The organism is Oceanibaculum pacificum (genome assembly GCF_001618175.1).
In the GTDB taxonomy this organism is placed as follows: domain Bacteria; phylum Pseudomonadota; class Alphaproteobacteria; order Oceanibaculales; family Oceanibaculaceae; genus Oceanibaculum; species Oceanibaculum pacificum.
The window spans coordinates 17,494-40,334 of sequence record NZ_LPXN01000171.1 but is presented as its reverse complement, the minus strand read 5'-3'; the positions used below and the strand labels follow the sequence as shown (position 1 = coordinate 40,334).

Below are 22,841 nucleotides of genomic sequence, written 5' to 3'. Positions count from 1 at the left end.
CCTGAAAGAGAAAGGGCGGCTCCGAGGAGCCGCCCTTTTCGTGTTAGCTGACGATCCGGTTCCACCAGCCGCGCTTGGCGGGGGCGTTCGGCTTGGGTTCGGGCGGGGTGCCGATAACCTGAACCCCGGGCTGTGCCGCGACGGGCTCCGGCTCGGCCGGCGCCTCGACTTCCGGCTCGGCCCCGGGCGTCTCGGCCATGGGGGTTTCGGCCGCAGGAGTTTCGGCGACGGGCGTTTCCGGCGCGGCTTCCGGCTTCTTCCGGCTGCGGCTGCGCTTCGGCTTCGCGGCCGCGGCGTCTTCGGGGCTTGTCTCGGCAACCGTCCCGGCTTCCGCCTCACCCGCGGGCGCCGGCTTCTTCCGGCTGCGGCTGCGCTTCGGCTTCGCGGCCGCGGCGTCTTCGGGGCTTGTCTCGGCAACCGTCCCGGCTTCCGCCTCACCCGCGGGCGCCGGCTTCTTCCGGCTGCGGCTGCGCTTCGGCTTCGCGGCCGCGGCGTCTTCGGGGCTTGTCTCGGCAACCGTCCCGGCTTCCGCCTCACCCGCGGGCGCCGGCTTCTTCCGGCTGCGGCTGCGCTTCGGCTTTTCGGCTGCCGCTTCCGGCTGCGGCGCGGCATCCGCCTCGGCGGCGACCGGTTCCGCTTCGGCCGGAGCCTCGGCGGTCACGGTTTCCGTCTCGACGCCGGCCGCCTTGCCACGGCCGCGACGGCTGCGCTTCGGCTTGGCCGGGGCCGCTTCCGCCTCCTCCGCCACGCCGGCGGGCTGGGCTGCGGCGGCCGCAGCCTCGGCCGCCTCGGCGGCGTCCAGCTCGGCATCCTCGCGATCGGCGGCCTCGATCTCGGCCGCCGTCATCTCGCCATCCTGGCCGCCACGACGCCGCCGGCGGCCGCCACGGCGACCGCGCCGACGCCGCTTCCGCTGGCGCTCTTCCTCGCTATCCTCGGGATTGTCGGCGTTATTGTCCGGGCGTTCGCCGCCGGACGCTTCTGCCGTCTCAGCCGAGTCGGTCGAGGCTTCGGCGTCGCTATCCTCGTCCCCCTGATCGGCATCGCCCTGGAGCTGCGACTGGTCGCCGGCCCCATCGCGGGAACCTCGGCCGCGCCGCCGACGGCGGCGACGGCCGCCCTCGCGACCCGAATCGCGCTCGCCCTCGCGACCCGAATCGCGCTCGCCCTCGCGACCCGAATCGCGCTCGCCCTCGCGACCCGAATCGCGCTCGCCCTCGCGACCCGAATCGCGCTCGCCCTCGCGACCCGAATCGCGCTCGCCTTCGCGGTCCGAGCTGGCGGCCGCCTGGTCCTGGGCGTCCTCCTGCTCGGCGATCTCCTCGATATCCTCGTCCTCATCCTCCGCCACTTCGGCGGCGGCGGCTTCGGCCGCTTCCGAGCGGGCGGCCTCGGCCTTCAGCGCGGCCTGCTGCTCTTCCGTGGTGCGGGTCTTCACCCGTTCCAGCCGGAAGTTCGGCGGGATCAGCGAATCATCGTTGCCGATGGTGACGGCGAAGCTGTGCCGCTCCTCGATCTGCGCCAGCGCGGCGCGCTTCTGGTTGAGGATGTAGAGCGCCACCGGGGTGGGCACATAGACCGCGATCTCGGAGGCGCGCTGGCGGATGCCTTCCTCCTCGATAGCGCGCAGCACATGCAACGCGGTCGAATCGGTGGAGCGGATATGGCCGGTGCCGCCGCAATGCGGACAGATCAGGTTCGAGGTTTCGAACACGCTGGGCCGCAGCCGCTGGCGCGACAGTTCAAGCAGGCCGAAATGGCTGATCCGGCCGATCTGGATGCGCGCCCGGTCGACCTTCATCGCCTCCTTCAGCTTGCGTTCCACCGCGAGCTGGTTGCGATTCTCCTCCATATCGATGAAGTCGATCACGATCAGGCCCGACAGGTCGCGCAGCCGCAGCTGACGGGCGACTTCCTCGGCCGCTTCCAGATTGGTGCGGTAGGCGGTCTCCTCGATGTTCCGCTCGCGCGTCGAGCGGCCGGAGTTGACGTCGATGGCGACCAGCGCCTCGGTCTGGTTCAGCACGATGTAGCCGCCGGACTTGAGCTGCACGCTGGGGCTGTGGATCGCGTCGAGCTGGTTTTCGACCTGGTAGCGCTGGAACAGCGGGATCGAGGGATCCTTATATTGCTGCACCTTCTTGGCGTGGCTGGGGATCAGGTCCTTCATGAAGGCCTTGGCGATCTTGTAACCTTCGTCGCCCTCGACCTGCACTTCCTCGATCTCGCTGCCATAGATGTCGCGCAGCGCGCGCTTGATGAGGTTGCCCTCCTCATAGATCAGCGCCGGCGCGTTGGATTGCAGCGTGAGGTCGCGAATGTCGCTCCACAGCTTGATCAGGTAGTCGAAGTCACGCTTGATCTCCGCCTTGGACCGCTCGGAGCCGGCCGTGCGGACGATCACCGCCATGCCTTCCGGCACCTCCAGATCCTCGACGATCTTCTTCAGGCGCTTGCGGTCGCCGGCATTGGTGATCTTGCGCGACACGCCGCCGCCGCGCGAGGTGTTCGGCATCAGCACGCAATAGCGGCCGGGCAGGGAGAGATAGGTGGTCAGCGCAGCGCCCTTGGTGCCGCGCTCCTCCTTGGTCACCTGCACCAGCATGATCTGACGGCGCTTGATGACTTCCTGAATTTTATACTGGCGCGACAGGCGCGGACGCCGACGAGCGACATCCTCGACATCGTCGCCGCCCAGAATCTCGACATTGTCGCCGTTGCCGCTGCCGTTTTCCTCGCGCTCCGCCTCCATCTCGCTGATCAGCGCGGCGCGGTCGGCGATGGGGATGCGGTAATAATCGGGATGGACTTCGTTGAAGGCCAGGAAGCCGTGGCGGTTGCCGCCATACTCCACGAACGCGGCCTGCAACGACGGTTCCACCCGGGTGACCCGGGCGAGGTAGATATTGCCTTTGAGGGGGCGTTTGGCGGCGGTTTCGAAATCGAATTCTTCGAGACGATTACCGCTGAGCACGACCATCCGGGTTTCTTCGGAATGGGTCGCGTCGATAAGCATACGCTTCGTCATATATCCTTCTCCGCGCGCGCCTGGGCTAACCGATGTCCGGATTGCGGATCGTCGGCGCCGGCGCGGCAAAATGACCTGACCCTAATGGGTCCGAGATGGGGCCACCGGCCCTTGCAGCCTCTCCCCGAACGGCGCTTTTCAGCGGCCAGTAGAGGGGCGGCAATGAAACCGTTCCGGCGGGCAAGCACGACGGATGGCCCCTGGGTTCCACATTTTCTTCGCTTTGTTGTCCTGAGCGCCTCGCATCGGGGCCAATAGGAGGCGGTGTTAATCACCTCGGCCGGACCGTCCGATCACGCGACGCCGTCAACTCCAGGGCGGATCGACAGACAGCGAGAATTTGCAACCCCACCATAATCCTCTGGCGCGTCAGGAACAACGTAATTGTCATTGTGTTAACAAAAGGCCGCAACCAGTGGTAAAATAAGGAAGTTTAGGATTTTAACGTTGATCCTCGCCGGGTGATTGCGGTATATCTGGGGGTATTAGGGGTTCAGGACGCAATATGTTCTATCGACCAGCGCCGAGCCATTCTCGTGAAAAGCCCATCGCCGCCCGCGTTGCCGGGCGGTGGCGAACGCTTGCGCCTGCGCTGTTGTTCTGCCTGGCGCTGCTGCACAGCCTGGCCGCGATTGCCGCCCCGGCGGTGACCGGCATGCGGATCGGCAATTACCCCGACAAGACGCGCATCGTCTTCGATATTTCGGAGGAGGTGCGGTTCCAGACGCTGCTGCTGCCCGATCCCTATCGCGTGGTCATCGACCTGCCGGAACTGGATTGGCGCCTGCCGGAGGAGGCATTCTCCAACAAGACCGGCATGGTGCAGGGGCTGCGCTACGGCCTGTTCCAGCCGGGTGTGTCGCGCGTGGTGATGGATATCGGCCAGCCGATGCAGGTGCAGGAGGCCTTCCTGCTGCCGCCAGGCGAGGTGGCGCATCATCGGCTGGTGATCGATCTGGCGCCGACCTCGCGCGAGAAATTCCTGACCGCCTCCAAGGCCAGCATGTCCTCGAAGCGGGCCTTCGCGCCGAACCCGCCGCCGGTTCCCGGCCCCGCGCCCTTCGCCGAGCAGCTGCGCCGGCCGGACGGCAAGCGGGTGGTGGTCATCGATGCCGGTCATGGCGGCGTCGATCCTGGGGCCATCGGCGTCTCGGGCATCTATGAGAAGGAATTGACGCTGGCGATGGCCAAGCAGCTGCAGACCACGCTGCAGCGCACCGGCAAGTATCATGTGGTGCTGACCCGCGACCGCGACATCTTCCTGCGGCTGCGCGAACGCATCGGCATCGCCCGGCGGGAAGGGGCGGAGCTGTTTGTCTCGCTGCATGCCGATGCGATCAAAGACAAGGGGCTGCGCGGCCTGTCGGTCTATTCGCTGTCGGAGACGGCGTCGGACTCCGAGGCCGAGGCGCTGGCCCAGAAGGAGAACAAGGCCGATCTGATCGCTGGCATCGATCTGTCGTCCGAAAGTCCCGAGGTCACCAACATTCTCATCAACCTCGCCCAGCGCGAGACGATGAACGACAGCGCCCGCTTCGCCGCCATGCTGCTGAAGGAACTGGACGCCGTCACCCCGCTGCTCAGGCGCAGCCACCGTTTCGCCGGCTTCGCCGTGCTGAAGGCGCCGGACGTGCCCTCGGTGCTGGTCGAAATGGGTTTCCTGTCGAACGCCACCGACGAAGCGAATTTACGCAACCGGGCCTATCGCGAAAAGATGGCCAAGGCGTTGCAAAAGGGCATCGACGCATTTTTTGCCTTCAAGGACAGCGTCAGCCGCTCCTGATCGGTCGATACCGCCCCTATATTCTGGTGTATAAGGAAACTCTGCGGAGCGTGCTCGCGCCGGCCCGGAGGCCGCCGCGAATTGCCGCATAGACGCCTCATTGGGGAACGATTATCCGATAGCGCGCGTTAGAGATTAAGTGGTATCGGCGCGGTGCCGGGCACCTGTGGGAGAACGCCACGGGCAGCTCAGGACGAAATGAGGGGGGAGCGCGGATGCGCTTCGGAGGGATACGGTGAAATTTCTCGGTTTCTTGGCGGCGACCATCTTGTTCGTCGTCATCATCGGAACGGCGGGGGCGGCCTTCGTGCTGTATCATTACAGCCAGGATCTGCCCGACTATGAGGCGCTCGCCGATTACGAGCCGCCAACGGTCACCCGCGTGCATGCCGGCGATGGCCGTCTGTTGACCGAATACGCCACCGAGCGACGCGTCTTCGTGCCCATCGAGGCGATGCCGAAGCGGGTTATCAACGCCTTCCTGTCGGCCGAGGACAAGAATTTCTACAGCCATCCCGGCATCGACGTGCAAGGCATCATGCGCGCCGTGGTGCAGAATGTCGCCGCGCTGGGCAGCGATCGCCGGCCGGTCGGCGCGTCCACCATAACCCAGCAGGTGGCGAAGAATTTCCTGCTGACCAATGAAGTCTCGCTCGACCGCAAGGTGAAGGAGGCGATCCTGGCCTTCCGGATCGAGAAGGCGTTCAGCAAGGACCGCATCCTCGAACTCTATCTGAACGAGATTTTCCTCGGCTTCCGCTCCTATGGCGTGACCGCCGCGGCGCTGAATTATTTCAACAAGTCGCTGGACGAGCTGACCATCGCCGAGGCCGCCTATCTGGCCGCCCTGCCGAAGGCGCCGAACAATTACCATCCGGTGCGCCAGCACGACGCCGCCGTCGCGCGGCGCGACTGGGTGATCGCGCGCATGCAGGAGAATGGCGTCATCACCGCCGCCGAGGCGGAACAGGCGATAGCCGAGCCGCTGCGCATCAAACGCCGCGACAATGAGGAATTCGTCACCGCCGATTACGTGGCCGAGGAAGTGCGGCGCGAGCTGGTGCAGCGCTTCGGTGAGAAATCCACGTACGGCGGCGGCCTGTCGGTGCGCACCTCGCTCGATCCCCGCTTGCAGCGGATCGCCGATAGCGCGCTGCGCGACGGGCTGGTGGCCTATGACCGTCGGCATGGCTGGCGCGGTCCGCTGGCGCAGATTTCGGCCGAGGGCGATTGGCTGAGCGCGCTGGCCAAGATTGCGCCGCCCGCCGGCCTTGCCCCCTGGCGCATGGCGGTGGTGCTGGAGGTCAAGGGCGACGAGGCGCTGATCGGCCTGTCCGACGGCAGCCGCAGCACGATTCCCTTCTCGGAAATCCGCTGGGCGCGCAAATGGCTGGAGGATCAGCGCTTCGGCAACGCGCCGGGCAAGCCCTCCGACGTGCTGGCGGTTGGCGACGTTGTGCCGGTCGAGGCAAAGCCGGAGAAGGACGGCACGGTCAAATCCTATGCGCTGCGGCAGATTCCCGATGTCGAGGGCGGCATCATCGCGCTCGACCCGCATACCGGGCGCGTGCTGGCGATGACCGGCGGCTGGAGTTTCCAGGAAAGTCAGTTCAACCGCGTGACCCAGGCGGTGCGGCAGCCCGGCTCCTCCTTCAAGCCGTTCGTCTACATGGCGGCGCTGGATAGTGGCTTCACCCCGGCCTCGGTGATCCTGGACGGCCCCATCGTCATCGATCAGGGACCGGGCCTGCCAAAATGGAAACCGTCCAACTATTCCGGCGAGTTCTACGGGCCGAGCCCGATCCGCGTCGGCATCGAGAAGTCGCGCAACCTGATGACGGTGCGCCTGGCCGAGATGGTCGGCATGCCGAAGATCGTCGAATATGCCAGCCGCTTCGGCGTTATCGACAATATGCAGCCGGTGCTCTCCATGTCCTTGGGCGCGGGCGAAACCACGCTGCTGAAGATGGCCGCCGGCTACGCGATGATCGTCAATGGCGGCAAGAAGATCGAGCCGCATGTGATCGACCAGGTGCAGGACCGCAACGGCAGCACGCTGTATCGCTACGACCAGCGCTCCTGCGAGGGCTGCGCCATGCAGAGCTGGGCGGACCAGGACGTGCCGGCGATACCCGACACGCGCGAGGAGGTCGTCTCCCCGGTCACCGCTTATCAGATGACGTCGATGCTGCAGGGCGTCGTGCAGCGTGGCACCGCGCGCTCCATCGCCGAGCTGGGCCGCCCGCTGGCCGGCAAGACCGGCACGACCAACGACAGTTTCGATACATGGTTCATGGGCTTCTCGCCCGATCTGGTGGTCGGTGTCTTCGTCGGCTTCGACCAGCCGCGCACGCTTGGCGCTAAGGAGACCGGTTCTTCCGCCGCGGCCCCGATCTTCAAGGATTTCATGGCGGAGGCGCTGAAGGGCACGCCGCCAATTCCGTTCCGCGTGCCGTCCGGGGTGCAGTTCGTGCGGATCAACGGGGCGACCGGTGCGCTGGCCGGCGGCGGGGGCGGCTATACCATCCTGGAAGCGTTCCGGCCCGGCACCGAGCCGGAGCCGAACCAGCCCAGCATACAGCCTTATCTCGGCGCGGCCTCCACCGGTGGTGGCGGACAGGACGCGCCGCCGGTTGCGACCGGCTTCGGCGGGCTGTATTAAAAAGGCTTCTTGACCCGGGCGGCCCTGTCCGCCCCTTCACCGACTTGACCTTGGAGACACGCGATGCGCGCGGAAATTCAAGCGGTCGCCGACGAGATCAGAGACTCGTTGGCGCTGCTGAGGAGGCATCTTTGACTGGGATCAGGCAGTTTCCCGGCTTGACGAGCTGAACGCCCTCACGGCCGATCCCGCCCTCTGGGAAGATAGCGAAAAGGCCCAGAAGCTGCTGCGCGAGCGCACGCAGCTGGAAAAAGGCATCGAAGGTTACCGCGCCATCGAGCGTGAGCTGGACGACACGCTGGAGCTGATCGAGCTGGGCGAGGCCGAGGGCGACCAGGATGTCGTCGCCGAGGCCGAAAAGGTGCTGGAGCGGCTGCGCGAGATGGCGGCCAAGAAGCAGCTTGAAAGCCTGCTGTCCGGCGAGGCCGACGGCAATGACTGCTATCTCGAAGTGCATGCCGGGGCCGGCGGCACCGAGGCGCAGGATTGGGCGCTGATCCTCAGCCGCATGTATACCCGCTGGGCCGAGCAGCACGACTACAAGGTCGAATGGCTGGAAGAAAGCCCCGGCGAGGAAGCCGGGCTGAAATCCGCCACGCTGCAGATCACCGGGCCGAACGCCTATGGCTGGTTGAAGCATGAGAGCGGCGTGCACCGGCTGGTACGCATCTCGCCCTTCGATTCGCAGGCCAGGCGGCATACCAGCTTCGCCTCGGTCTGGGTCTATCCGGTGGTCGACGAGACCATCGAGGTGGAATATCTGGAAAAAGACCTGCGCATCGATACCTACCGGGCCTCGGGCGCCGGCGGCCAGCACGTCAACAAGACCGACAGCGCCATCCGCATCACCCATATCCCGACCGGCATCGTCGTGCAGTGCCAGAGCGACCGCTCGCAGCACAAGAACCGCGCCACCGCCTTCTCCATGCTGAAAGCCCGGCTCTACGAACTGGAGCTGCAAAAGCGCGAGGATGCCGCCCGCGCGCAGGAGGAGACCAAGACCGATATCGGCTGGGGCCACCAGATCCGCTCCTACGTGTTGCAGCCCTACCAGATGGTGAAGGACATGCGCACCGGCGTGGAGACCGGCAATTCCGCCGCCGTGCTCGATGGCGATATCGACCGCTTCCTGGAAGCCTCTCTCGCCGCCAAGCTGGGCACCGAGGGGCAGGCGGCGTAGCCGTCACTCCTCAGGTGAGGGGCGGCGGGCGCGCAGCATGACAGCAGCGCAGACGGGGCGTAGGCTGGCGCTTATGCCGAAGCCCCGCCCCGTCGCGCCCGACCACCGCACCGCCAATCGCCTGCTGGCGGCGGCGAGCGCGGTGTGGATCGTCGGCGTCTGCATTGTCTGGTTCCTCACCTGGCCGCCGACCACGCAAATCTATGACGCCACCTATTACGCCGGCCAGCGCGACTGCCGGCAGCGCTATGCCGGCGCGCCGGAACGGGTGGAGCGCTGCATCGGCCTGTTCACGCTGCAATATCTGCGCAGCCGCAACGGCCATGCCATCGACGGCGCGCTGGTAGCGCTGCTCCCGCCGCTGCTGGGCTGGACGGTGCTGCATATTCGCCGCCGTCTCTAGATTTCGTAATCGAAATTACACGCAAAGGTCATCGCGGAGTCATCGCTTCGCCCCAGAGTGGCGACGATTCCTGAAGCCCGTTATGGGAGTATGACCATGCGCAAGACCAACGCGGTTCTCGCCGCGACGCCCGCCGTCACCCGCCGCGCCGTTTTGAAGACCGGCGCCGCCCTCAGCCTCGCGGTGGCCGCTCCGGCCATCGTCAGCCGGCAGGCGCTGTCCTCCTCCGGCGAGGTGCGGGTTTATGCCTGGGCCGGCTATTTCAGCGACACGATGCTGGCCGACTTCCAGAAGAAGACCGGCATCAAGCCGGTGCGCGTCGAGTTCGGCTCCAACGAGGAGCAGATCAACCAGATCCGCGCCAACCAGGGCAAGGGCTTCGACCTGGCCATGCCGACCATCGATCGCGTGCCCTCCTATGTGAAGGACGGGCTGGTGCGGCCGCTGGACGAAAGCAAGGTGAAGTGGGACGCCGTGATCGACGGCAATCTGCGCGGCGCCGACCAGGGCGGCGGGATGGTCGACGGCAAGCGTTATGTCGCGCCGACCGACTGGGGCACCGAGGCGCTGACCTTCGATGTCAAGCAGGCCCCGCTGCAATACGGCACCGCCAGCTATGGCGATCTATGGAAGCCGGAATATCAGGGCATGGTCACGCTGCGCGGCCATTCCGGCCTGGTCGGCATCGGCCTCTATCTGCAGGATGCCGGCAAGCTGCCGCACAGCATGAAGGAAGCCTTCGCCGATCCGGACAAGATGGTGGCGAATTACGACATCATCCTGAAGACGGCAATCGAGAATAAGAAGTCCATCGCCCAGTTCTGGACCAACGAGAACGAGGCACAGGGCGCGTTCCGCACCAATGGCTGCGTCATCGGCCAGACCTGGGATTCGACCGGCGCCCGCCTGAAGGCCGAGGGCATGCCGATCGGCTATATCGCCCCGAAGGAGGGCGCGCTGGCCTGGATCGAAGGCTTCGCCATGCTGTCGGGCGCGGAGAACATCGCCCAGGCCTACGAGTTCATCAACTGGTACTACACGCCGGAAGTCGGCGCGATGTACGCCAACGAAACCAAGATCAACACCACCGTGAAGGGTGCGGAGAAGCACCTGGAAGCCTTCAACCGCGACTTCTTCGCCGCCGCCTATCCGGGCGACGCGCTGGGCAAGCTGTGGTCCTGGCCGATCCAGAACGAGTGGTTCATCACCAAGCGCAACGAGTACCAGGAAAAATTCCTGGCCGCTTGATCGGCTGAGCGACACGCGCCCCGCGCCGGCTTTCCGCCGGGCGGGGCCGGTCGTCATTGGGGAGCGGGCAGGCATGAGCCAGGGCGTGGAACTGCGTGGCGTGACGATGCGCTTCGGCGATTTCGCCGCCGTGAAGGGTGTCGAGCTGGATATCGAGGGCGGCGAGTTCTTCTCCTTCCTGGGGCCGTCCGGCTGCGGCAAGACCACGCTGCTGCGGCTGATCGCCGGTTTCAACGATCCGACCGAGGGGCAGGTGCTGATCGGCGGCAAGGATATGCGCGGCATCGGCCCGAACGGCCGGCCGACTGCGATGATCTTCCAGAATCTGGCGCTCTTTCCGCTGATGAAGGTGTGGGAGAATATCGCCTTCGGGCTGGAGGTGCGCGGCGTCTCCAAGGCCGAGCGGCGCAAGCGCGCCGAGGCGCTGCTGGAACTGATCGCGCTGCCCGGCCAGGGCGACAAGCAGGTATCCGAACTGTCGGGCGGGCAGAAGCAGCGCGTCGCCATCGCCCGTGCGCTGGCCGTCGAGCCGCAGGTGCTGCTGCTCGATGAGCCGCTCTCTGCGCTGGATCTGAAGCTGCGCCAGCATATGCGGCAGGAATTGCGGGAAATCCAGCGCCGCACCGGCGTCACCTTCATCTACATCACGCATGATCAGGGCGAGGCGCTGACCATGTCCGACCGGGTCGGCGTCATGTCGGCCGGCCGGTTGCAGCAGGTGGCCGACCCGCAGACCATTTATGAACAGCCAGCCACACCGTTCGTCGCCGGTTTTGTCGGCGAGAATAACCGCCTGCTTGGCCGTATCGGGCGGGTCGAGGGCGGCGCGGCAGTGCTGGACAGCGCAATCGGGCCCTTGCGCGGCCGTCTCGGCGGCGATCTCGCGGTCGGCGCGCCGGCGGCGCTGTTCGTCCGGCCGGAGCGGCTGGGCGTGCAGCCGGCGAGCGGCACGCCGGGGCAGGGGGGGCATATTCCGGCCACCATCGTCAGCCGGGCCTATGAGGGCGCGTTCCTGCATCTGACGGCGGAAGCCGCCGGCGGCACGGTGCTGACGGTGCATCTGGCCAACAGCGCCGGTCTGCCCGATTTGCAGCCCGGCGCGGCGGTGGCGCTGATCTACCGGCCGGAGGATGCGATCATCCTGCCGGCGGAGGCGGCGGCGTGACGGCGCTGTACCGGCGCTACGGCCCTGGCCTGACCGGCCTGATCCTGGCGCTGACCGGTTTCTGGATTATCTTCCTGGTGACCCTGCCGCAGCTCGACATGGTGGATTATTCCTTCCGGCCGAACCTGTCGATGAGCGAGCGCGGTGGCCCGAACGACGTCTATACGCTGCAGAATTACGCAACGCTGGCGGATAACGCGATCCACCGCGCGATCTTCCTCAAGACCATCTGGGCCAGCGCCCTGGTGACTTTGACGACGCTGATCGTCTGCTACCCCATCGCCTATCACCTGGCGCAGGGCACGACGCGGCGGCAGGCGGCGCTGCTCATGCTGCTGCTGCTGATCCCGTTCTGGATCAACGAGATATTGCGCACCTTCGCCTGGTGGATCCTGCTCGCCTATGCCGGGCCGTTGAACAACATGCTGGTGGCGCTGGGGCTGATCGAGCGGCCGATCCGCTTCCTGTCGGGCGATGGCGGTGTGATCGTCGGCATGGTCTACGCCTACATCCTGTTCATGGTCATGCCGATCTATAACGCCATCGAGAGCCTGGATCGCAACCAGATCGAGGCGGCGCGCGATCTGGGCGCGTCGCCCTGGCGGATTCACTGGCGTGTGGTGATTCCGCACGCCAAGCCGGGCATCGCGGTGGGCTGCATCATGACCTTCATGCTGGCCGCCGGCTCCTACGCCGTGCCGGCGCTGCTGGGCTCGCCGGGCAGCCGCTGGTTCACCCAGATCATCTATAGCTGGTTCTTCGAGGGCGGAAACTGGAACCAGGGGTCGGCTTATGCCTTCATTCTGCTGCTGCTGTGCATCGGCTTCATCTTCGGCGTGATGCGGCTGGCGCGCATCGGCCTGGCGGACATCGCGAAATGATCGACGACCGTTTTGCCCGGCTGCTGACCCGCGCCTATCTGGGGCTGTTCTTCGCCTATCTGTTCCTGCCCTTGGCGGTGATGGGGGCGGCGACATTCAACGAAAGCCGTTTTCCCACTGTCACGCCCTGGACCGGCACCACGCTGAAATGGTTCGCCGCCTTGTGGGCCGACGGCCAGATGTGGAATGCGCTGGGCACCAGCTTCGCGGTCGCCCTGGGCGTAATCTGTCTTGCCGTGCCGATCGGCGTGGCGGCGGCGCTGTTCCTGTCCGACCTGCATTCCAGGGCGCGCAGCCTGGTCTATGGCATCATGGTCTCGCCGCTGCTGACGCCCGGCGTCATTATCGGCATCTCGACGCTGATCTTCTGGCGGCCCTACGGCGTCACCGGCGGCATTCTGCTGACCGTGCTGGCGCAGGCCAGCTTCATCGCCGCCTATGTGATGCTGCTGGTGCTGGCCCGGCTGCAACGCTTCGACCGCACGCTGGAGGAAGCGGCGCTCGATCTGGGGGCGACGCCGATGCAGGCCTTCCGCCGGGTGACGCTGCCCTTCCTGATGCCGGCGATCCTGGCTGCCTGCCTGATCGCCTTCCTGCAATCCTTCGAGAATTACAACACCACCGTCTTCGTGCGCGGCTTCGACACCACGCTGACGGTCTATATCGCCTCCAAGGTGCGCACCGGCGTCACGCCGGCGCTGAACGCGCTGGGGCTCATCCTCATCGCGCTCACCATCATCGGCGCGGTGACGCATGAATTGTTGCGCCGCCGCGCCGCTGGCCGGAAGGCGGCCTGACCTCCTAACCCCGCGCCAGCGACAGCGGCGAGACCTGCTCCGCGCTGCGGCCCAGGCGGTCGCGGCCGGATACCGCCTGCAGCATGTCGGCCTGGACCTTCTGCAGCGTATCGGCGGCCTCGTCCCTGTCCACCGTCAGCACCTTGCCGTCGCGCACAAGCTGGCGGCCATCGACATAGACCTCCTTCACCGCGCGGTCGGCCGCCGAATAGACCAGGCTGCGCAGCGGGTCGCGCAAGGGCCGCATGATCGGATGTGCGGCATCGACCAGCACGATATCGGCCTTGGCGCCCACGGCGATGCGGCCGATATCGTCACGCCCCAGCGCCTCCGCGCCGCCGATGGTGGCGGCGTGGAACACCTCGCCGATATTCGTATCCTCGACATGGCGGCCGCCGATCCGGCCCAGCGTGGCGGCGAGGCGCATCTCCTCCAGCATGTTGTGCGGCTGGGTGTCGGTGCCGATGGCCATCGACACACCGGCCTTCACATACTGGCCGAAGCTTTCCATCATCTGGCCGTAGCGGCTGAACACCAGCGGGCAGTGCGCGACGCGCGCGCCGGTTTCGGCCAGCAGCGGCACATCGCGGTGTGTGTGCCAGCGAATCCAGGAGTGATGATCGAGGAAGATGGCGTGCGCCAGGATCATGCGGTCCGACAGCACGCCGATATCGCCCAGCCATTGCACGGGGGTGAGGCCATGCCGGCGGGTGATCTCCAGATGGTCCCACACGCATTGGCCGGTATGCAGGGTGATCGGCCAGTTGCGCTCCTTCGCCAGATCGTTGCTGTCGCGCAGCATCTCCTCGGAACAGGTATCGACCTGGGCCGGGCTGATCATGGCGGACAGAAGCCCGCTGGGATGCTGGACGGCGAGGTCCATGGTGCGGAAGGCCGCCTCCATCGATTTGCGGCCGGCCTTTTCGTCCCAGGCATACTCGACCGTGTGGCCGGTGCGCGCGACCCAGGCGGCGGAGCGGTACATCGGCGCGGCCACGGCGCGGATGCCGGTATCGGCCAGCGTATCCAGCCAGCCCTCATAGGGAATCGCCAGGTCGACGATGGTGGTCGTCGCGCTGAGCAGCAATTCGGAGATTGCCATGCGGGTGGCGGCGCGCAGCCCCTCGGCGGCCAGCGTGTCGCTATCCATCGAATGGCCGGGCAGGAATAGCGGCTTCGGGTCGGCGACGCCGCTCATATACAGCGCCGGGTTGCCGATCTCTTCGGTGACGCCCCGACCGACATTCTCCGACAGCAGGTGGGAATGGATGTCCACGAGGCCCGGCATGACCATCAGGCCCTTGCCGTCGATGGTCTTGTCGACCGGCTCCGTATAGCCGGGGCCGATATGGGAGATGCGGTCGTCGGTGAAGACGATGTCGATGCCCTGCTTGTAGACATGGCGCTTGGCCGCCGCGTCCCAGATGATGGCCCAGCCGATATCGGCGATGCGTGTCGTGGTCATATACGGATCCCCTATTCTGTTTTGCCGCCATTGCAGCGCGAGGACAGGGGCATGCGCAACCTCTTATGTGCGCCTGCCATCATCTTGCCGCGAAGTGCTGGGAATCTATGTGCATGAAAAAGCTCGCCGCACTCTCGATGCTCTCCCTTCTGGCTGCCGGCGCCGCCGTGGCGCAGTCGGATTCCGCTGTGCTGGAGAAATTCGTCACGCAGTCCCGGCCGATCTGCGAAAGGCAGCCGGCGCAGAAATGCGTCGACGCCTTCTGGGGCTATGCCGATGTCGACCGCGATGGCGGGCTGAACCTGTCGGAGGTGGAGCGCATCCGCTCCGTTACCGAGAGCTGGGTGGTGGAGAATGGCAAGACGCTGCACCCGAAGGATCGCAGTTCCATCGTCATGGGCATCATGATGGTGGATTCCGCCGGCCTGCCGACCCTGTTCAAAAATTACGATCTGAACGGCGATTCCAAGCTGAGCCAGCAGGAGTTGCTGGCCGACGTCAAGCTGGACAGCCGCCCGCTGCCGCAAATCCTGGCCGACCGCAATGCCGTGGACATGCAGGCCAGCAAGCGCAAGCTGGGCGCGCTCGGCCCGCTGCTCGACGGCATGCTGGCGCGGCGCTAGAGCCGCTTTTTTATCAAACCATTGCCGCCGCTTATGCCCTTGAGGGCCGGTTCTGCCAATGGCCAAATATGACGGTCTTGCGAAGCTATTGTGAAAGGCCCTTCTATTAGGGCATGCGGATCGTTCGCCTGTTGCTGATCATGCCTTTGCTGTGGGCTGTCCCGGTGGTTGCCGAGACGGTGCATCCGGCCTTGGCGGCGGCGGGCTGGAAGATGTTCACCTTCCCCGATCACGCGCCCGCGCAGTTCCGTCCCACCGAGGAGGGCGGCGTGGAGGTGGAGGCCCAGGGCGGCGTGGCCGGACTGTTCCGGCTGGTGAAGCCCGAGGACGCCTTGCGGCCGGTCGTTTCCTGGCGCTGGCGGGTGGACCGCGCCGATATCCGCATCGTCGATCTGTCGCGCAAGGCGAATGCCGACCGGCCGGTGGCCGTGCATGTCGGCTTTGAGCAGGACGAGACGACCGGCGGCTTCTTCCGCAACCTGGCCGCCTCGATGATGGGGCTGCCGCCGCCCGGGCGGGTGCTGACCTATACCTGGGGCGGCATCCATCCCACCGGCACCAGCTTCGAGAGCCCGCATATGGGCGCGGATGGGGAGGTGATTATCCTGCGCCCCGGCAACGCCCCGTTGCAGCAATGGTACGAGGAAACCGTGGATGTCGATGCCGATTTCCGCCGGTTTTTCGGCTATCGGCCGCCGCCCATCGCCTATATCGCCATCTCCGGCGACGCCGACGACCAGCCGGGCCATACCCGCGCCCGGGTCGCCGATATCCGCCTGAAGGATCGTTGACGATCCGCGTCCCGCCGACGGTTGAACGCTTCCGGTGGCGGAAAAAGGTTTCCTCTCGCGAAAAGCTGACTAGAGTGCGGACAACTTTCGAGAAGAAACCGGAGGGGCGATGACCACGAACCAGATGAATGGCGCCGAAGCTTTCGTGCGCATGCTGCAAGAACACAAGGTCGAGATTGTATTCGGCCTGTGCGGCGATACCAGCCTGCCGCTGTACGATGCCTTTTACCGGCTGGACCATGGCATCCAGCACATCCTGACGCGCGACGAGCGCTCGGCGTCCTACATGGCGGACGGCTATGCCCGTACCTCCGGCAAGGTCGGCATCTGCGAGGGGCCGAGCGGCGGCGGGGCGACCTACATCCTGCCCGGCGTGGTCGAGGCCAATGAAAGCTCGATCCCGATTCTGGCGGTCACCACCGATATCGCCGTCAGCTCGCGCGGCCGCTACACGCTGACGGAGCTGGACCAGAACGCGCTGTTCCGCCCGCTGTCGAAATACAACACCGTCATCGACCGGGCCGAGGATATTCCGCGCACCCTGCGCGCCGCCTTCCGCGAGATGACCACCGGCAAGCCGGGCGCGGCGCATCTGGGCCTGCCCTTCGACGTGCAGAAGGGCCCGGTCGATGAGAGCGACGTGTGGGCCGAGCCGGAGATGGGCAGCTACCCGTCGCGCCGCTACGGGCCGGATCCGAAGGACGTCCAGAAGGCGGCCGAACTGATCCTGGCGGCGAAGAAGCCGCTGTTCGTGTGCGGCGGCGGCATCGTCATCGCCGGGGCCGAGGCGATCCTGGAAAAGCTGGCCGTTGCGCTGGGCGCGCCGGTCGCCACCACCATCAGCGGCCAGGGCTCGATCGGCGAGGGGCATGAATTGTCGCTCGGCGTCGTCGGCTCCAATGGCGGCGTGGTGGAAACCCGCGAGATTGTGAATGCGGCCGATCTGGTCATTTTCATCGGCTGCCGCGCCGGCTCCGTCACCACGGAGCGCTGGCGCTATCCGGCTCCGGGCTCGACCAAGATCGTGCACATTGACGCCGATCCGATGGTGCCGGGGGCGATCTACCGCACCGACGCCACGCTGATCGGCGATGCGCGCCTGGCGCTGGAAGCGCTGTATGACGCGCTGGCCGGCGAGTTCAAATCCCGCAAGCCGACCCAGGCCTGGGGCAGCGCCGTCGCCGACGCCAAGCGCAAGAAGTTCGAGGCTTTCCGTGCCCTGGCCGAGCGCAACGACACGCCCATCCTGCCCGAGCGGGTGGTGGCGACGCTGAACGAGATCCTGCCGGAGGATTCCATCATAGTCTGCGATCCGGGCACGCCGTGCCCGTATTTCTCCGGCTATTACGAGTTCATGAAGCCGGGGCGGCATTTCATCTCCAACCGGGCGCATGGCGCGCTGGGCTATTCCATGGCGGCGTCGGTCGGCGCGCATTATGGCCGGCCGAGCGCCAAGACGGTGGCGGTGATGGGCGATGGCAGCTTCTGCTTCACCGCCGGCGAGATGGAGACCATCGCGCGTATCGGCGCGCCAGTGACGATGATCGTCATCTCCAACTCGGTCTATGGCTGGATCAAGGCCGGCCAGAAGACCGGCTTCGGCCAGCGCTATTTCTCGGTCGATTTCTCGCAGACTCAGCATGCCAAGGTGGCGGAAGCCTTCGGCATCAAATCCTTCCGCGTGGAAGATCCGGCCGAGCTGAAGTCGGTGCTGGCCAAGGCCATCGAGCATCAGGGGCCGACCCTGGTCGATGTGGTCTGCCAGCCGCTGCACGAGGCCCGCGCGCCGGTCAGCGAGTGGGTTGCCTGACGAGACAAGGCAAGGTTTTCGGCCCTCTGGGGCGCCTTATCCGGGAAACGGGTTGACAGGTGTGTCGGGGGGCCAAAGACTTGCCGCCTCGAACGGCCAATAAAAATCAAGGTTGGGGTGGCAGGAATTCCCAATTTCTCAACCGAATATTAACCAGGGAACGCCGTGATAGGCGCTAGGGTAATAACTGGAGGACGACATGAAAGACATCACTAAGATTGTAAATAGCGTCGAGATTTCGCGTCGCGGCGTAATGGCCGGCGCGGCCGGCTTGGCGGCGGCGGCGAGCATGATGGGCGTCAGCTCCAGCGTGCTCGCGCAGCAGGTCAATCGTTGGGGGTCGTCCTCCATCGGCTCGACCGGCTATGTGATCATCGAGGCGCTGGCCTCGACCGTGAACAAACATTCCAAGACCCGCAATTCCTCGATGGCGACCAGCGGCGGCGCGGAAAACATGGCGCTGATCGGCGAGGGGCAGCTGGAGTTCTGCCAGACCACCTCGACCGACTGGCAGCCGGCCGTGAATGGCGAGCCGCCTTACGGCAAGAAGATCGACGTCAACCAGGTGCTGGCCTACACGGTGTTCAACTGCAGCCCGATGGTGCGCGCCGACAGCCCGATCAAGACGCTGGCCGACCTGAACGGCAAGCGCTGCATGCCGTCCCCGGCGGGCAGCTCGACCGCGGCAATGTGGAAGGTGCTGTTCGAGGCGGCGGGCATCAAGGTCAACTGGACCTACGGTTCCTGGCGCGAGAGCTATGACGCGCTGCGCGCGGGCGCGGTGGATTGCATCCCCTCGCTGCTGACCAACGGCCGTCCCTCGCCGATCCTCACCGAGCTGGAAGCCACCACTCCGGTGCGCATGCTGCCGATCCCGGCCGATGTGATGAAGAAGGCCCAGGACATCAATCCGGGCGTCGTCTCGGGCGAGCTCAATCCGAAGGATTGGAAGGGCGTCAGCGAGGCGATGGAGGTCGCTTCCTTCTCCGGCATCCTGGCATGCCATCCGAAGATGAGCGAGCAGCTTGTCTATGACGTCTGCAAGGCCGTGTTCGACAATGCCGCCGAGGTGCAGGCCATCGGCAAGCAGTTGCAGGACATCGACCCGAAGTTCGGCGCGCGCTATCTGATGACCGGCTTCAAGGTGCATCCGGGCGCCGCCAAATACTTCAAGGAAAAGGGCCTGTGGCGCGACAATCTGACTGTCGCGGGCTAAGCCTTTCCTAGCGATCCAAGCGGGGCGGCCACAGGCTGCCCCGCTTTCTATCCAGCTTCTTCCTTCGGACAGAAAGAACCCGACCGTGCCGACCTGGACATCGCGCCTCGCCAGCTATTTCGTGCCCGACGAAACCCCTCATGCTGGCCTGATCGTGCTGGCCGGGCTGTTGTCCCTGGCGTTCGTACTGCTGCATGTCGTGCAGCTCTCCGCCTATCTGCTGCCCTCCGGGCAGTTCAAGGTGGTGCATATCGCCGGCGGCATCGGGCTGACCTTTCTGGCCCTGGCGGTGAAGACAGGTCAAGGCCGGCTGGGGCGCTGGCATTTCGTGCTGATGGCGCTGCTGACGCTGATCCCGCTGGTCTACATCCTGGTGGAGCACGACGCGATCACCACCCAGCGCCAGTTCATCGTCAGCAATGTCGATATCGGCGTCGCCGTCGTTTTCCTGGCGCTAGCCCTTTATGCCGCCTGGCGGGAATGGGGCTGGATCATGAGCGCGCTGGCGATCGCCACGCTGCTCTACGGCTATTTCGGCTATCTCATTCCCGGCGAGCTGTTCTTCCATGCCGGCATCGGCCTGAAGCGGCTGATCGGCTACACCTCGATCCCTTATTTCCAGGGTCTGCTGGGCGGCTTGGCCGAGCTGTCGGCCGGCACCATCTTTCCCTTCATGCTGTTCGCCGCGGCGCTGGAGATGACCGGCTGCGTCGACTACATCATGGGGGCCGCCTATCGCGTCGGCGGCAAGACCCGCGCCGGCCCGGCGCAGATCGCCGTCATCGGCAGCGGCATGATGGGCATGGTCTCCGGCTCCTCGGTCGCCAATGTGGCGTCGACCGGCGCGCTGACCATCCCGCTGATGAAGCGCTTCGGCTTCAAGCCGGAATTCGCCGGCGCGGTGGAGGCGGTGGCGTCGACCGGCGGCCAGATCACGCCGCCGATCATGGGGCTGGCGGCTTTCCTGATCGTCGGCATCACCGGCATTCCCTATGTCGAGATCGTCAAGGCGGCGGTGTTCCCGGCGCTGATCTATTACGGCTATCTCATGGTCGCGGTGCATATCCGCGCCATCAAGCGCAATATCGACGTGCGCGACCGGGCGGAGGAGCTGCAGAAGGAATTCCTGCCGGAGCCGTTCCTGAAGGCGACGCTGCGCAACTTCCCCTTCTATGTGGCGACCACCTATCTGGTGGTGGTGCTGATCTCCGGCATGTCGCCGGGCGCCATCGCCATCGAGGCGACGGGCATCCTGATCGGGCTGAGCATCCTGCGCGACTGGGTGGTCAAGTGGGACAGCTTGGCCGGGCGCGTGAACTATACGCTGGAGCTGCTGGGCCGCATCGCCTATTCCGGCGCGCTGCGCGGCGCTCAGGTCGCCATCGTGGTCGCGGTGATCGGCGTGCTGGTCGATATTCTGGTGGTCACCGGCTTCGCGCAGAAACTGTCCTTCGCCATGCTCGACATGGCGGGCGGCGAGCTGTGGCTGCTGCTGATCATCGCCGCCGTCTCCTGCCTTGCCTTCGGTCTCGGCCTGCCGACATCGGCCGCCTATATCCTGGTGGCGCTGCTCGGCGCGCCGGCGCTGGTGGAGATGGGCGTGCCGCTGCTGGCGGCGCATATGTTCGTGTTCTTCTTCGCCAACATCTCCTCGATCACCCCGCCGGTGGCGGTGGCCTCGCTGATCGCGGCGAAGATCGCGGGCGCCTCCTACTTCAAGACCGGCTTTATCGGCGTGCGGCTGGGTCTGCCGGGCTTCCTGCTGCCGTTCCTGTTCGCCGTGCACCCGGAAATCCTGGGCATCGACAGCACCCTGCCCTATGTGGCGCTGGTATCGGCGATGGCCTTCGTCGGCGTGGTGTCGTTGAACATCGCGCTGGAAGGCCATTTTCTGCTGCCGGTGACCTGGATCCAGCGTCTGCTTCTGCTGCCCGCCGCCGCCGGCCTGCTGATGCCGGGGCTGACCAGCTCCTTCATCGGGCTGGGGTTCTTTGTGGCGGTGGCCGGCTGGCAATATTGGGACAGCAAGCGCCAGCCGGCGGTCGCCTAGCCTAGCGCCAGGGCATCCTGGCGCCTTCCGCGCAGACGATCTGCGTGCCGCCCAGTGCTGCAGGCAGGTCGAGGCGCAGGCGGGTATCGTCCAGCCGTTCGACAGTCATGCCGGCGGCGCGGAAGCAGCGCTCGCTCTCGTCCAGGTCCGCGCTCTCCAGGCCATAGGCGGCGATCACCGGCGCTGCCGGCGCTTCCAGCCCCGGCAGCAGGCCGGGCAGGGTGGCGGGCGGCACAAAGGTCAGGCAGCCGCGATCCGTCTCCAGCTGCCAGCGGCCGGCTGTATCCTGCGCCGGTTTGCGGCCGAGGAAGCGGCCGAAACGGCCGGCGGCTTCCTGCGGGTCGCCGACGGCCAGCAGAATATCGGTGAGCGCCACGATGCGGTTGGGATGGGCCATCCAGCGTTCCTGCCAGACGATGCTCTCCGTATGGTGCGTCAATATCTGGATGCGGCCTTCCGGCATCACGCCGGGGGCGACGCGCACGACGGAGAAGCGCGCCTCCGCGCTGCCGCCCTCCGGCAGGCCGACGGGACGCTCCAGATGCACCAGCGGCGTCGGCGCGAAGCCGGCTTCGTCCAGCCGCTTCCAGGCGGCCTCGGCATCGTCGGTGGCGAAGGCCAGCAGATGCACGCCGACATAGCGCGCCACGGCGGCGCGGAGCTGTTGTGCCAGCGGCGTGTCGACCACATCGGTCAGAAATTCCAGATAGCCCCGGCGCAGCATGACCAGCCGGTTGGCCGTGCCCGCCGGCACCGGCTTCTCGCCCGCCTTCAGGCTGTTCTGCTGGTGGGTGAAGGGGGTGAGCACATAGCCCATCCGCTCCAGCGCCGCCCCCGCGGTCGCCATATCGGGCACGAAATGCGCGATATGATCGAGAAAAAGCTCGCCCGCGTCGGGCAATTGCCGATAAGTGCCGGTCATTCCGTCCTCCTTTTTATCGGCCGACTATACGGGGCGGGGACCGAGATGCTATTGCGAAAACAACGCTCAGGTCTGATATAACTGGTCATTCAACTGGTCAGGTGAGGACATGGCAATTTGGCGCGTCCAGGATGCGAAGGCACGCTTCAGCGCGTTCGTTCGGGCAAGCCTGACGGAAGGCCCGCAGGTCGTAACCTTGCGTGGCGTGGAGACGGCCGTGCTGGTGCCGATGGCGGAATGGCGGCGGCTGACGGAAGCCCGGCCGACCCTGAAGGATTTGCTGCTTACGGATGCAGCGCGGACCGACACGCTGGCGCCGCCGCGCGGTAGGGCGCGCCGTCGCGCCGATCTGACATTCGAGTAGCGATGTATCTGCTCGATACCAATGTGCTGTCGGAACTGCGGCGCTTAAAGCCGCATGGCGGCGTTGTCGCCTGGCTGGAAGATGTCGAGGATACGGATTTATATCTATCGGCCGTCTCGGTCGGTGAAATCCAAATCGGCATCGAATTGACACGTCGGCAGGATCAGCCAAAAGCGGCGGAACTTCAGGATTGGCTTAATGCCATCATCGCGACGCGCCAGATATTGCCGATGGATGCGCCGGCTTTCCGGCGCTGGGCGCAGCTGATGCATGGACGCTCCAATACGCTGATCGAGGATGCGATGATTGCCGCGACCGCGCTTGTGCACGGGCTGACGCTGGTCACCCGCAATATTCGTGATTTCCAGGATTTCGGCGTGGCCTTGATCGATCCTTTCTCTGCCCGCTAGTCTGTTACAACATAACAATTCTGTTTATCGGTTTTCGAAGGTT

The 22,841-nt window shown here is 65.7% G+C and carries 18 protein-coding genes; 15 read left to right on the top strand and 3 right to left on the bottom strand.

Going from position 1 to position 22,841, the window contains the following annotated elements:
* Positions 1–43: 43 nt before the first annotated feature.
* The gene (locus AUP43_RS17840; RefSeq protein WP_067560217.1) at positions 44–3,028 is read right to left on the bottom strand and encodes an Rne/Rng family ribonuclease; all 2,985 of its coding nucleotides are present in this window, start codon (positions 3,026–3,028) and stop codon (positions 44–46) included.
* A 505-nt stretch (positions 3,029–3,533) separates the two neighbouring features.
* On the opposite strand from AUP43_RS17840, the gene AUP43_RS17835 reads away from it, so the two are divergent.
* The 8 genes from AUP43_RS17835 to AUP43_RS17800 all read left to right on the top strand — a co-directional run bounded on the left by AUP43_RS17835 (position 3,534) and on the right by AUP43_RS17800 (position 13,147).
* Positions 3,534–4,811, top strand: a complete 1,278-nt coding sequence (locus tag AUP43_RS17835; RefSeq protein WP_067560216.1) for an N-acetylmuramoyl-L-alanine amidase — start codon at positions 3,534–3,536, stop codon at positions 4,809–4,811.
* Between the two features lie 235 nt (positions 4,812–5,046).
* The gene (locus AUP43_RS17830; protein WP_067560215.1) at positions 5,047–7,473 is read left to right on the top strand and encodes a penicillin-binding protein 1A; all 2,427 of its coding nucleotides are present in this window, start codon (positions 5,047–5,049) and stop codon (positions 7,471–7,473) included.
* Between the two features lie 63 nt (positions 7,474–7,536).
* Positions 7,537–8,653 (top strand): peptide chain release factor 2 gene (gene prfB / locus AUP43_RS17825; protein WP_157089417.1). Its coding sequence is split into 2 segments (ribosomal slippage): positions 7,537–7,605 and positions 7,607–8,653, totalling 1,116 coding nucleotides; the frame shifts between segments, so codons are not numbered across the junction.
* 73 nt (positions 8,654–8,726) lie between these two features.
* Positions 8,727–9,056, top strand: coding sequence for a hypothetical protein (locus AUP43_RS17820; protein ID WP_067560213.1), 330 nt, complete (start codon positions 8,727–8,729; stop codon positions 9,054–9,056).
* Positions 9,057–9,152: 96 nt separating this feature from the next.
* Positions 9,153–10,304: an extracellular solute-binding protein gene (locus tag AUP43_RS17815; protein WP_067560212.1), complete on the top strand. Its 1,152-nt coding sequence runs from the start codon at positions 9,153–9,155 to the stop codon at positions 10,302–10,304.
* Positions 10,305–10,377: 73 nt separating this feature from the next.
* Positions 10,378–11,469 carry an ABC transporter ATP-binding protein gene (locus AUP43_RS17810; protein ID WP_067560211.1) on the top strand — a complete coding sequence of 364 codons (1,092 nt, stop codon included), beginning with the start codon at positions 10,378–10,380 and terminating at the stop codon, positions 11,467–11,469.
* A complete protein-coding gene (locus AUP43_RS17805) occupies positions 11,466–12,350 on the top strand; it encodes an ABC transporter permease (RefSeq protein WP_067560210.1) in 885 nt (294 codons plus the stop codon). Before AUP43_RS17810 ends, AUP43_RS17805 begins: the two co-directional genes overlap by 4 nt.
* Positions 12,347–13,147, top strand: a complete 801-nt coding sequence (locus tag AUP43_RS17800; protein WP_067560208.1) for an ABC transporter permease — start codon at positions 12,347–12,349, stop codon at positions 13,145–13,147. The genes AUP43_RS17805 and AUP43_RS17800 overlap by 4 nt, the downstream gene beginning before the upstream one ends.
* A gap of 4 nt (positions 13,148–13,151) precedes the next feature.
* On the opposite strand, the gene AUP43_RS17795 is transcribed toward AUP43_RS17800, so the two are convergent.
* Entirely contained in the window at positions 13,152–14,612 is a 1,461-nt protein-coding gene (locus AUP43_RS17795; protein WP_067560206.1) for an amidohydrolase family protein, read from the bottom strand.
* A gap of 113 nt (positions 14,613–14,725) precedes the next feature.
* Here AUP43_RS17795 and AUP43_RS17790 point away from each other — a divergent pair, with 113 nt between their 5' ends.
* From AUP43_RS17790 to AUP43_RS17770, 5 genes are all read left to right on the top strand, one after another.
* Positions 14,726–15,235 carry a CREC-EF hand family protein gene (locus tag AUP43_RS17790; protein WP_067560204.1) on the top strand — a complete coding sequence of 170 codons (510 nt, stop codon included), beginning with the start codon at positions 14,726–14,728 and terminating at the stop codon, positions 15,233–15,235.
* 113 nt (positions 15,236–15,348) lie between these two features.
* On the top strand, positions 15,349–16,026 hold the full coding sequence (locus tag AUP43_RS17785; RefSeq protein WP_067560202.1) for a DUF3047 domain-containing protein: 678 nt from the start codon (positions 15,349–15,351) through the stop codon (positions 16,024–16,026).
* 109 nt (positions 16,027–16,135) lie between these two features.
* Positions 16,136–17,836, top strand: a complete 1,701-nt coding sequence (locus tag AUP43_RS17780; RefSeq protein ID WP_067560201.1) for a thiamine pyrophosphate-binding protein — start codon at positions 16,136–16,138, stop codon at positions 17,834–17,836.
* A gap of 199 nt (positions 17,837–18,035) precedes the next feature.
* The gene (locus AUP43_RS17775; RefSeq protein WP_067560199.1) at positions 18,036–19,052 is read left to right on the top strand and encodes a TAXI family TRAP transporter solute-binding subunit; all 1,017 of its coding nucleotides are present in this window, start codon (positions 18,036–18,038) and stop codon (positions 19,050–19,052) included.
* A gap of 85 nt (positions 19,053–19,137) precedes the next feature.
* Positions 19,138–21,102, top strand: a complete 1,965-nt coding sequence (locus AUP43_RS17770; protein ID WP_067560197.1) for a TRAP transporter permease — start codon at positions 19,138–19,140, stop codon at positions 21,100–21,102.
* 1 nt (position 21,103) lies between these two features.
* Here the strand turns inward: AUP43_RS17770 and AUP43_RS17765 are convergent, their stop codons facing one another.
* Positions 21,104–22,024 carry a VOC family protein gene (locus tag AUP43_RS17765; protein WP_067560195.1) on the bottom strand — a complete coding sequence of 307 codons (921 nt, stop codon included), beginning with the start codon at positions 22,022–22,024 and terminating at the stop codon, positions 21,104–21,106.
* Between the two features lie 109 nt (positions 22,025–22,133).
* On the opposite strand from AUP43_RS17765, the gene AUP43_RS17760 reads away from it, so the two are divergent.
* Both AUP43_RS17760 and AUP43_RS17755 read left to right on the top strand, forming a co-directional pair.
* The gene (locus AUP43_RS17760) at positions 22,134–22,388 is read left to right on the top strand and encodes a type II toxin-antitoxin system Phd/YefM family antitoxin (protein WP_067560193.1); all 255 of its coding nucleotides are present in this window, start codon (positions 22,134–22,136) and stop codon (positions 22,386–22,388) included.
* Positions 22,389–22,390: 2 nt separating this feature from the next.
* Positions 22,391–22,798 carry a type II toxin-antitoxin system VapC family toxin gene (locus AUP43_RS17755; protein ID WP_067560191.1) on the top strand — a complete coding sequence of 136 codons (408 nt, stop codon included), beginning with the start codon at positions 22,391–22,393 and terminating at the stop codon, positions 22,796–22,798.
* Positions 22,799–22,841: the final 43 nt, after the last annotated feature.

Bases quoted from the DNA above. Each gene is read 5' to 3' on its own strand.
- AUP43_RS17835 (WP_067560216.1), top strand. From the start codon at position 3,534: ATGTTCTATCGACCAGCGCCGAGCCATTCTCGTGAAAAGCCCATCGCC.
- AUP43_RS17820 (WP_067560213.1), top strand. From the start codon at position 8,727: ATGCCGAAGCCCCGCCCCGTCGCGCCCGACCACCGCACCGCCAATCGC.
- AUP43_RS17800 (WP_067560208.1), top strand. From the start codon at position 12,347: ATGATCGACGACCGTTTTGCCCGGCTGCTGACCCGCGCCTATCTGGGG.
- AUP43_RS17775 (WP_067560199.1), top strand. From the start codon at position 18,036: ATGAAAGACATCACTAAGATTGTAAATAGCGTCGAGATTTCGCGTCGC.
- AUP43_RS17785 (WP_067560202.1), top strand. From the start codon at position 15,349: ATGCGGATCGTTCGCCTGTTGCTGATCATGCCTTTGCTGTGGGCTGTC.
- AUP43_RS17815 (WP_067560212.1), top strand. From the start codon at position 9,153: ATGCGCAAGACCAACGCGGTTCTCGCCGCGACGCCCGCCGTCACCCGC.
- AUP43_RS17760 (WP_067560193.1), top strand. From the start codon at position 22,134: ATGGCAATTTGGCGCGTCCAGGATGCGAAGGCACGCTTCAGCGCGTTC.
- AUP43_RS17810 (WP_067560211.1), top strand. From the start codon at position 10,378: ATGAGCCAGGGCGTGGAACTGCGTGGCGTGACGATGCGCTTCGGCGAT.
- AUP43_RS17840 (WP_067560217.1), bottom strand. From the start codon at position 3,028: ATGACGAAGCGTATGCTTATCGACGCGACCCATTCCGAAGAAACCCGG.
- AUP43_RS17765 (WP_067560195.1), bottom strand. From the start codon at position 22,024: ATGACCGGCACTTATCGGCAATTGCCCGACGCGGGCGAGCTTTTTCTC.
- AUP43_RS17755 (WP_067560191.1), top strand. From the start codon at position 22,391: ATGTATCTGCTCGATACCAATGTGCTGTCGGAACTGCGGCGCTTAAAG.
- AUP43_RS17790 (WP_067560204.1), top strand. From the start codon at position 14,726: ATGAAAAAGCTCGCCGCACTCTCGATGCTCTCCCTTCTGGCTGCCGGC.
- AUP43_RS17780 (WP_067560201.1), top strand. From the start codon at position 16,136: ATGACCACGAACCAGATGAATGGCGCCGAAGCTTTCGTGCGCATGCTG.
- AUP43_RS17795 (WP_067560206.1), bottom strand. From the start codon at position 14,612: ATGACCACGACACGCATCGCCGATATCGGCTGGGCCATCATCTGGGAC.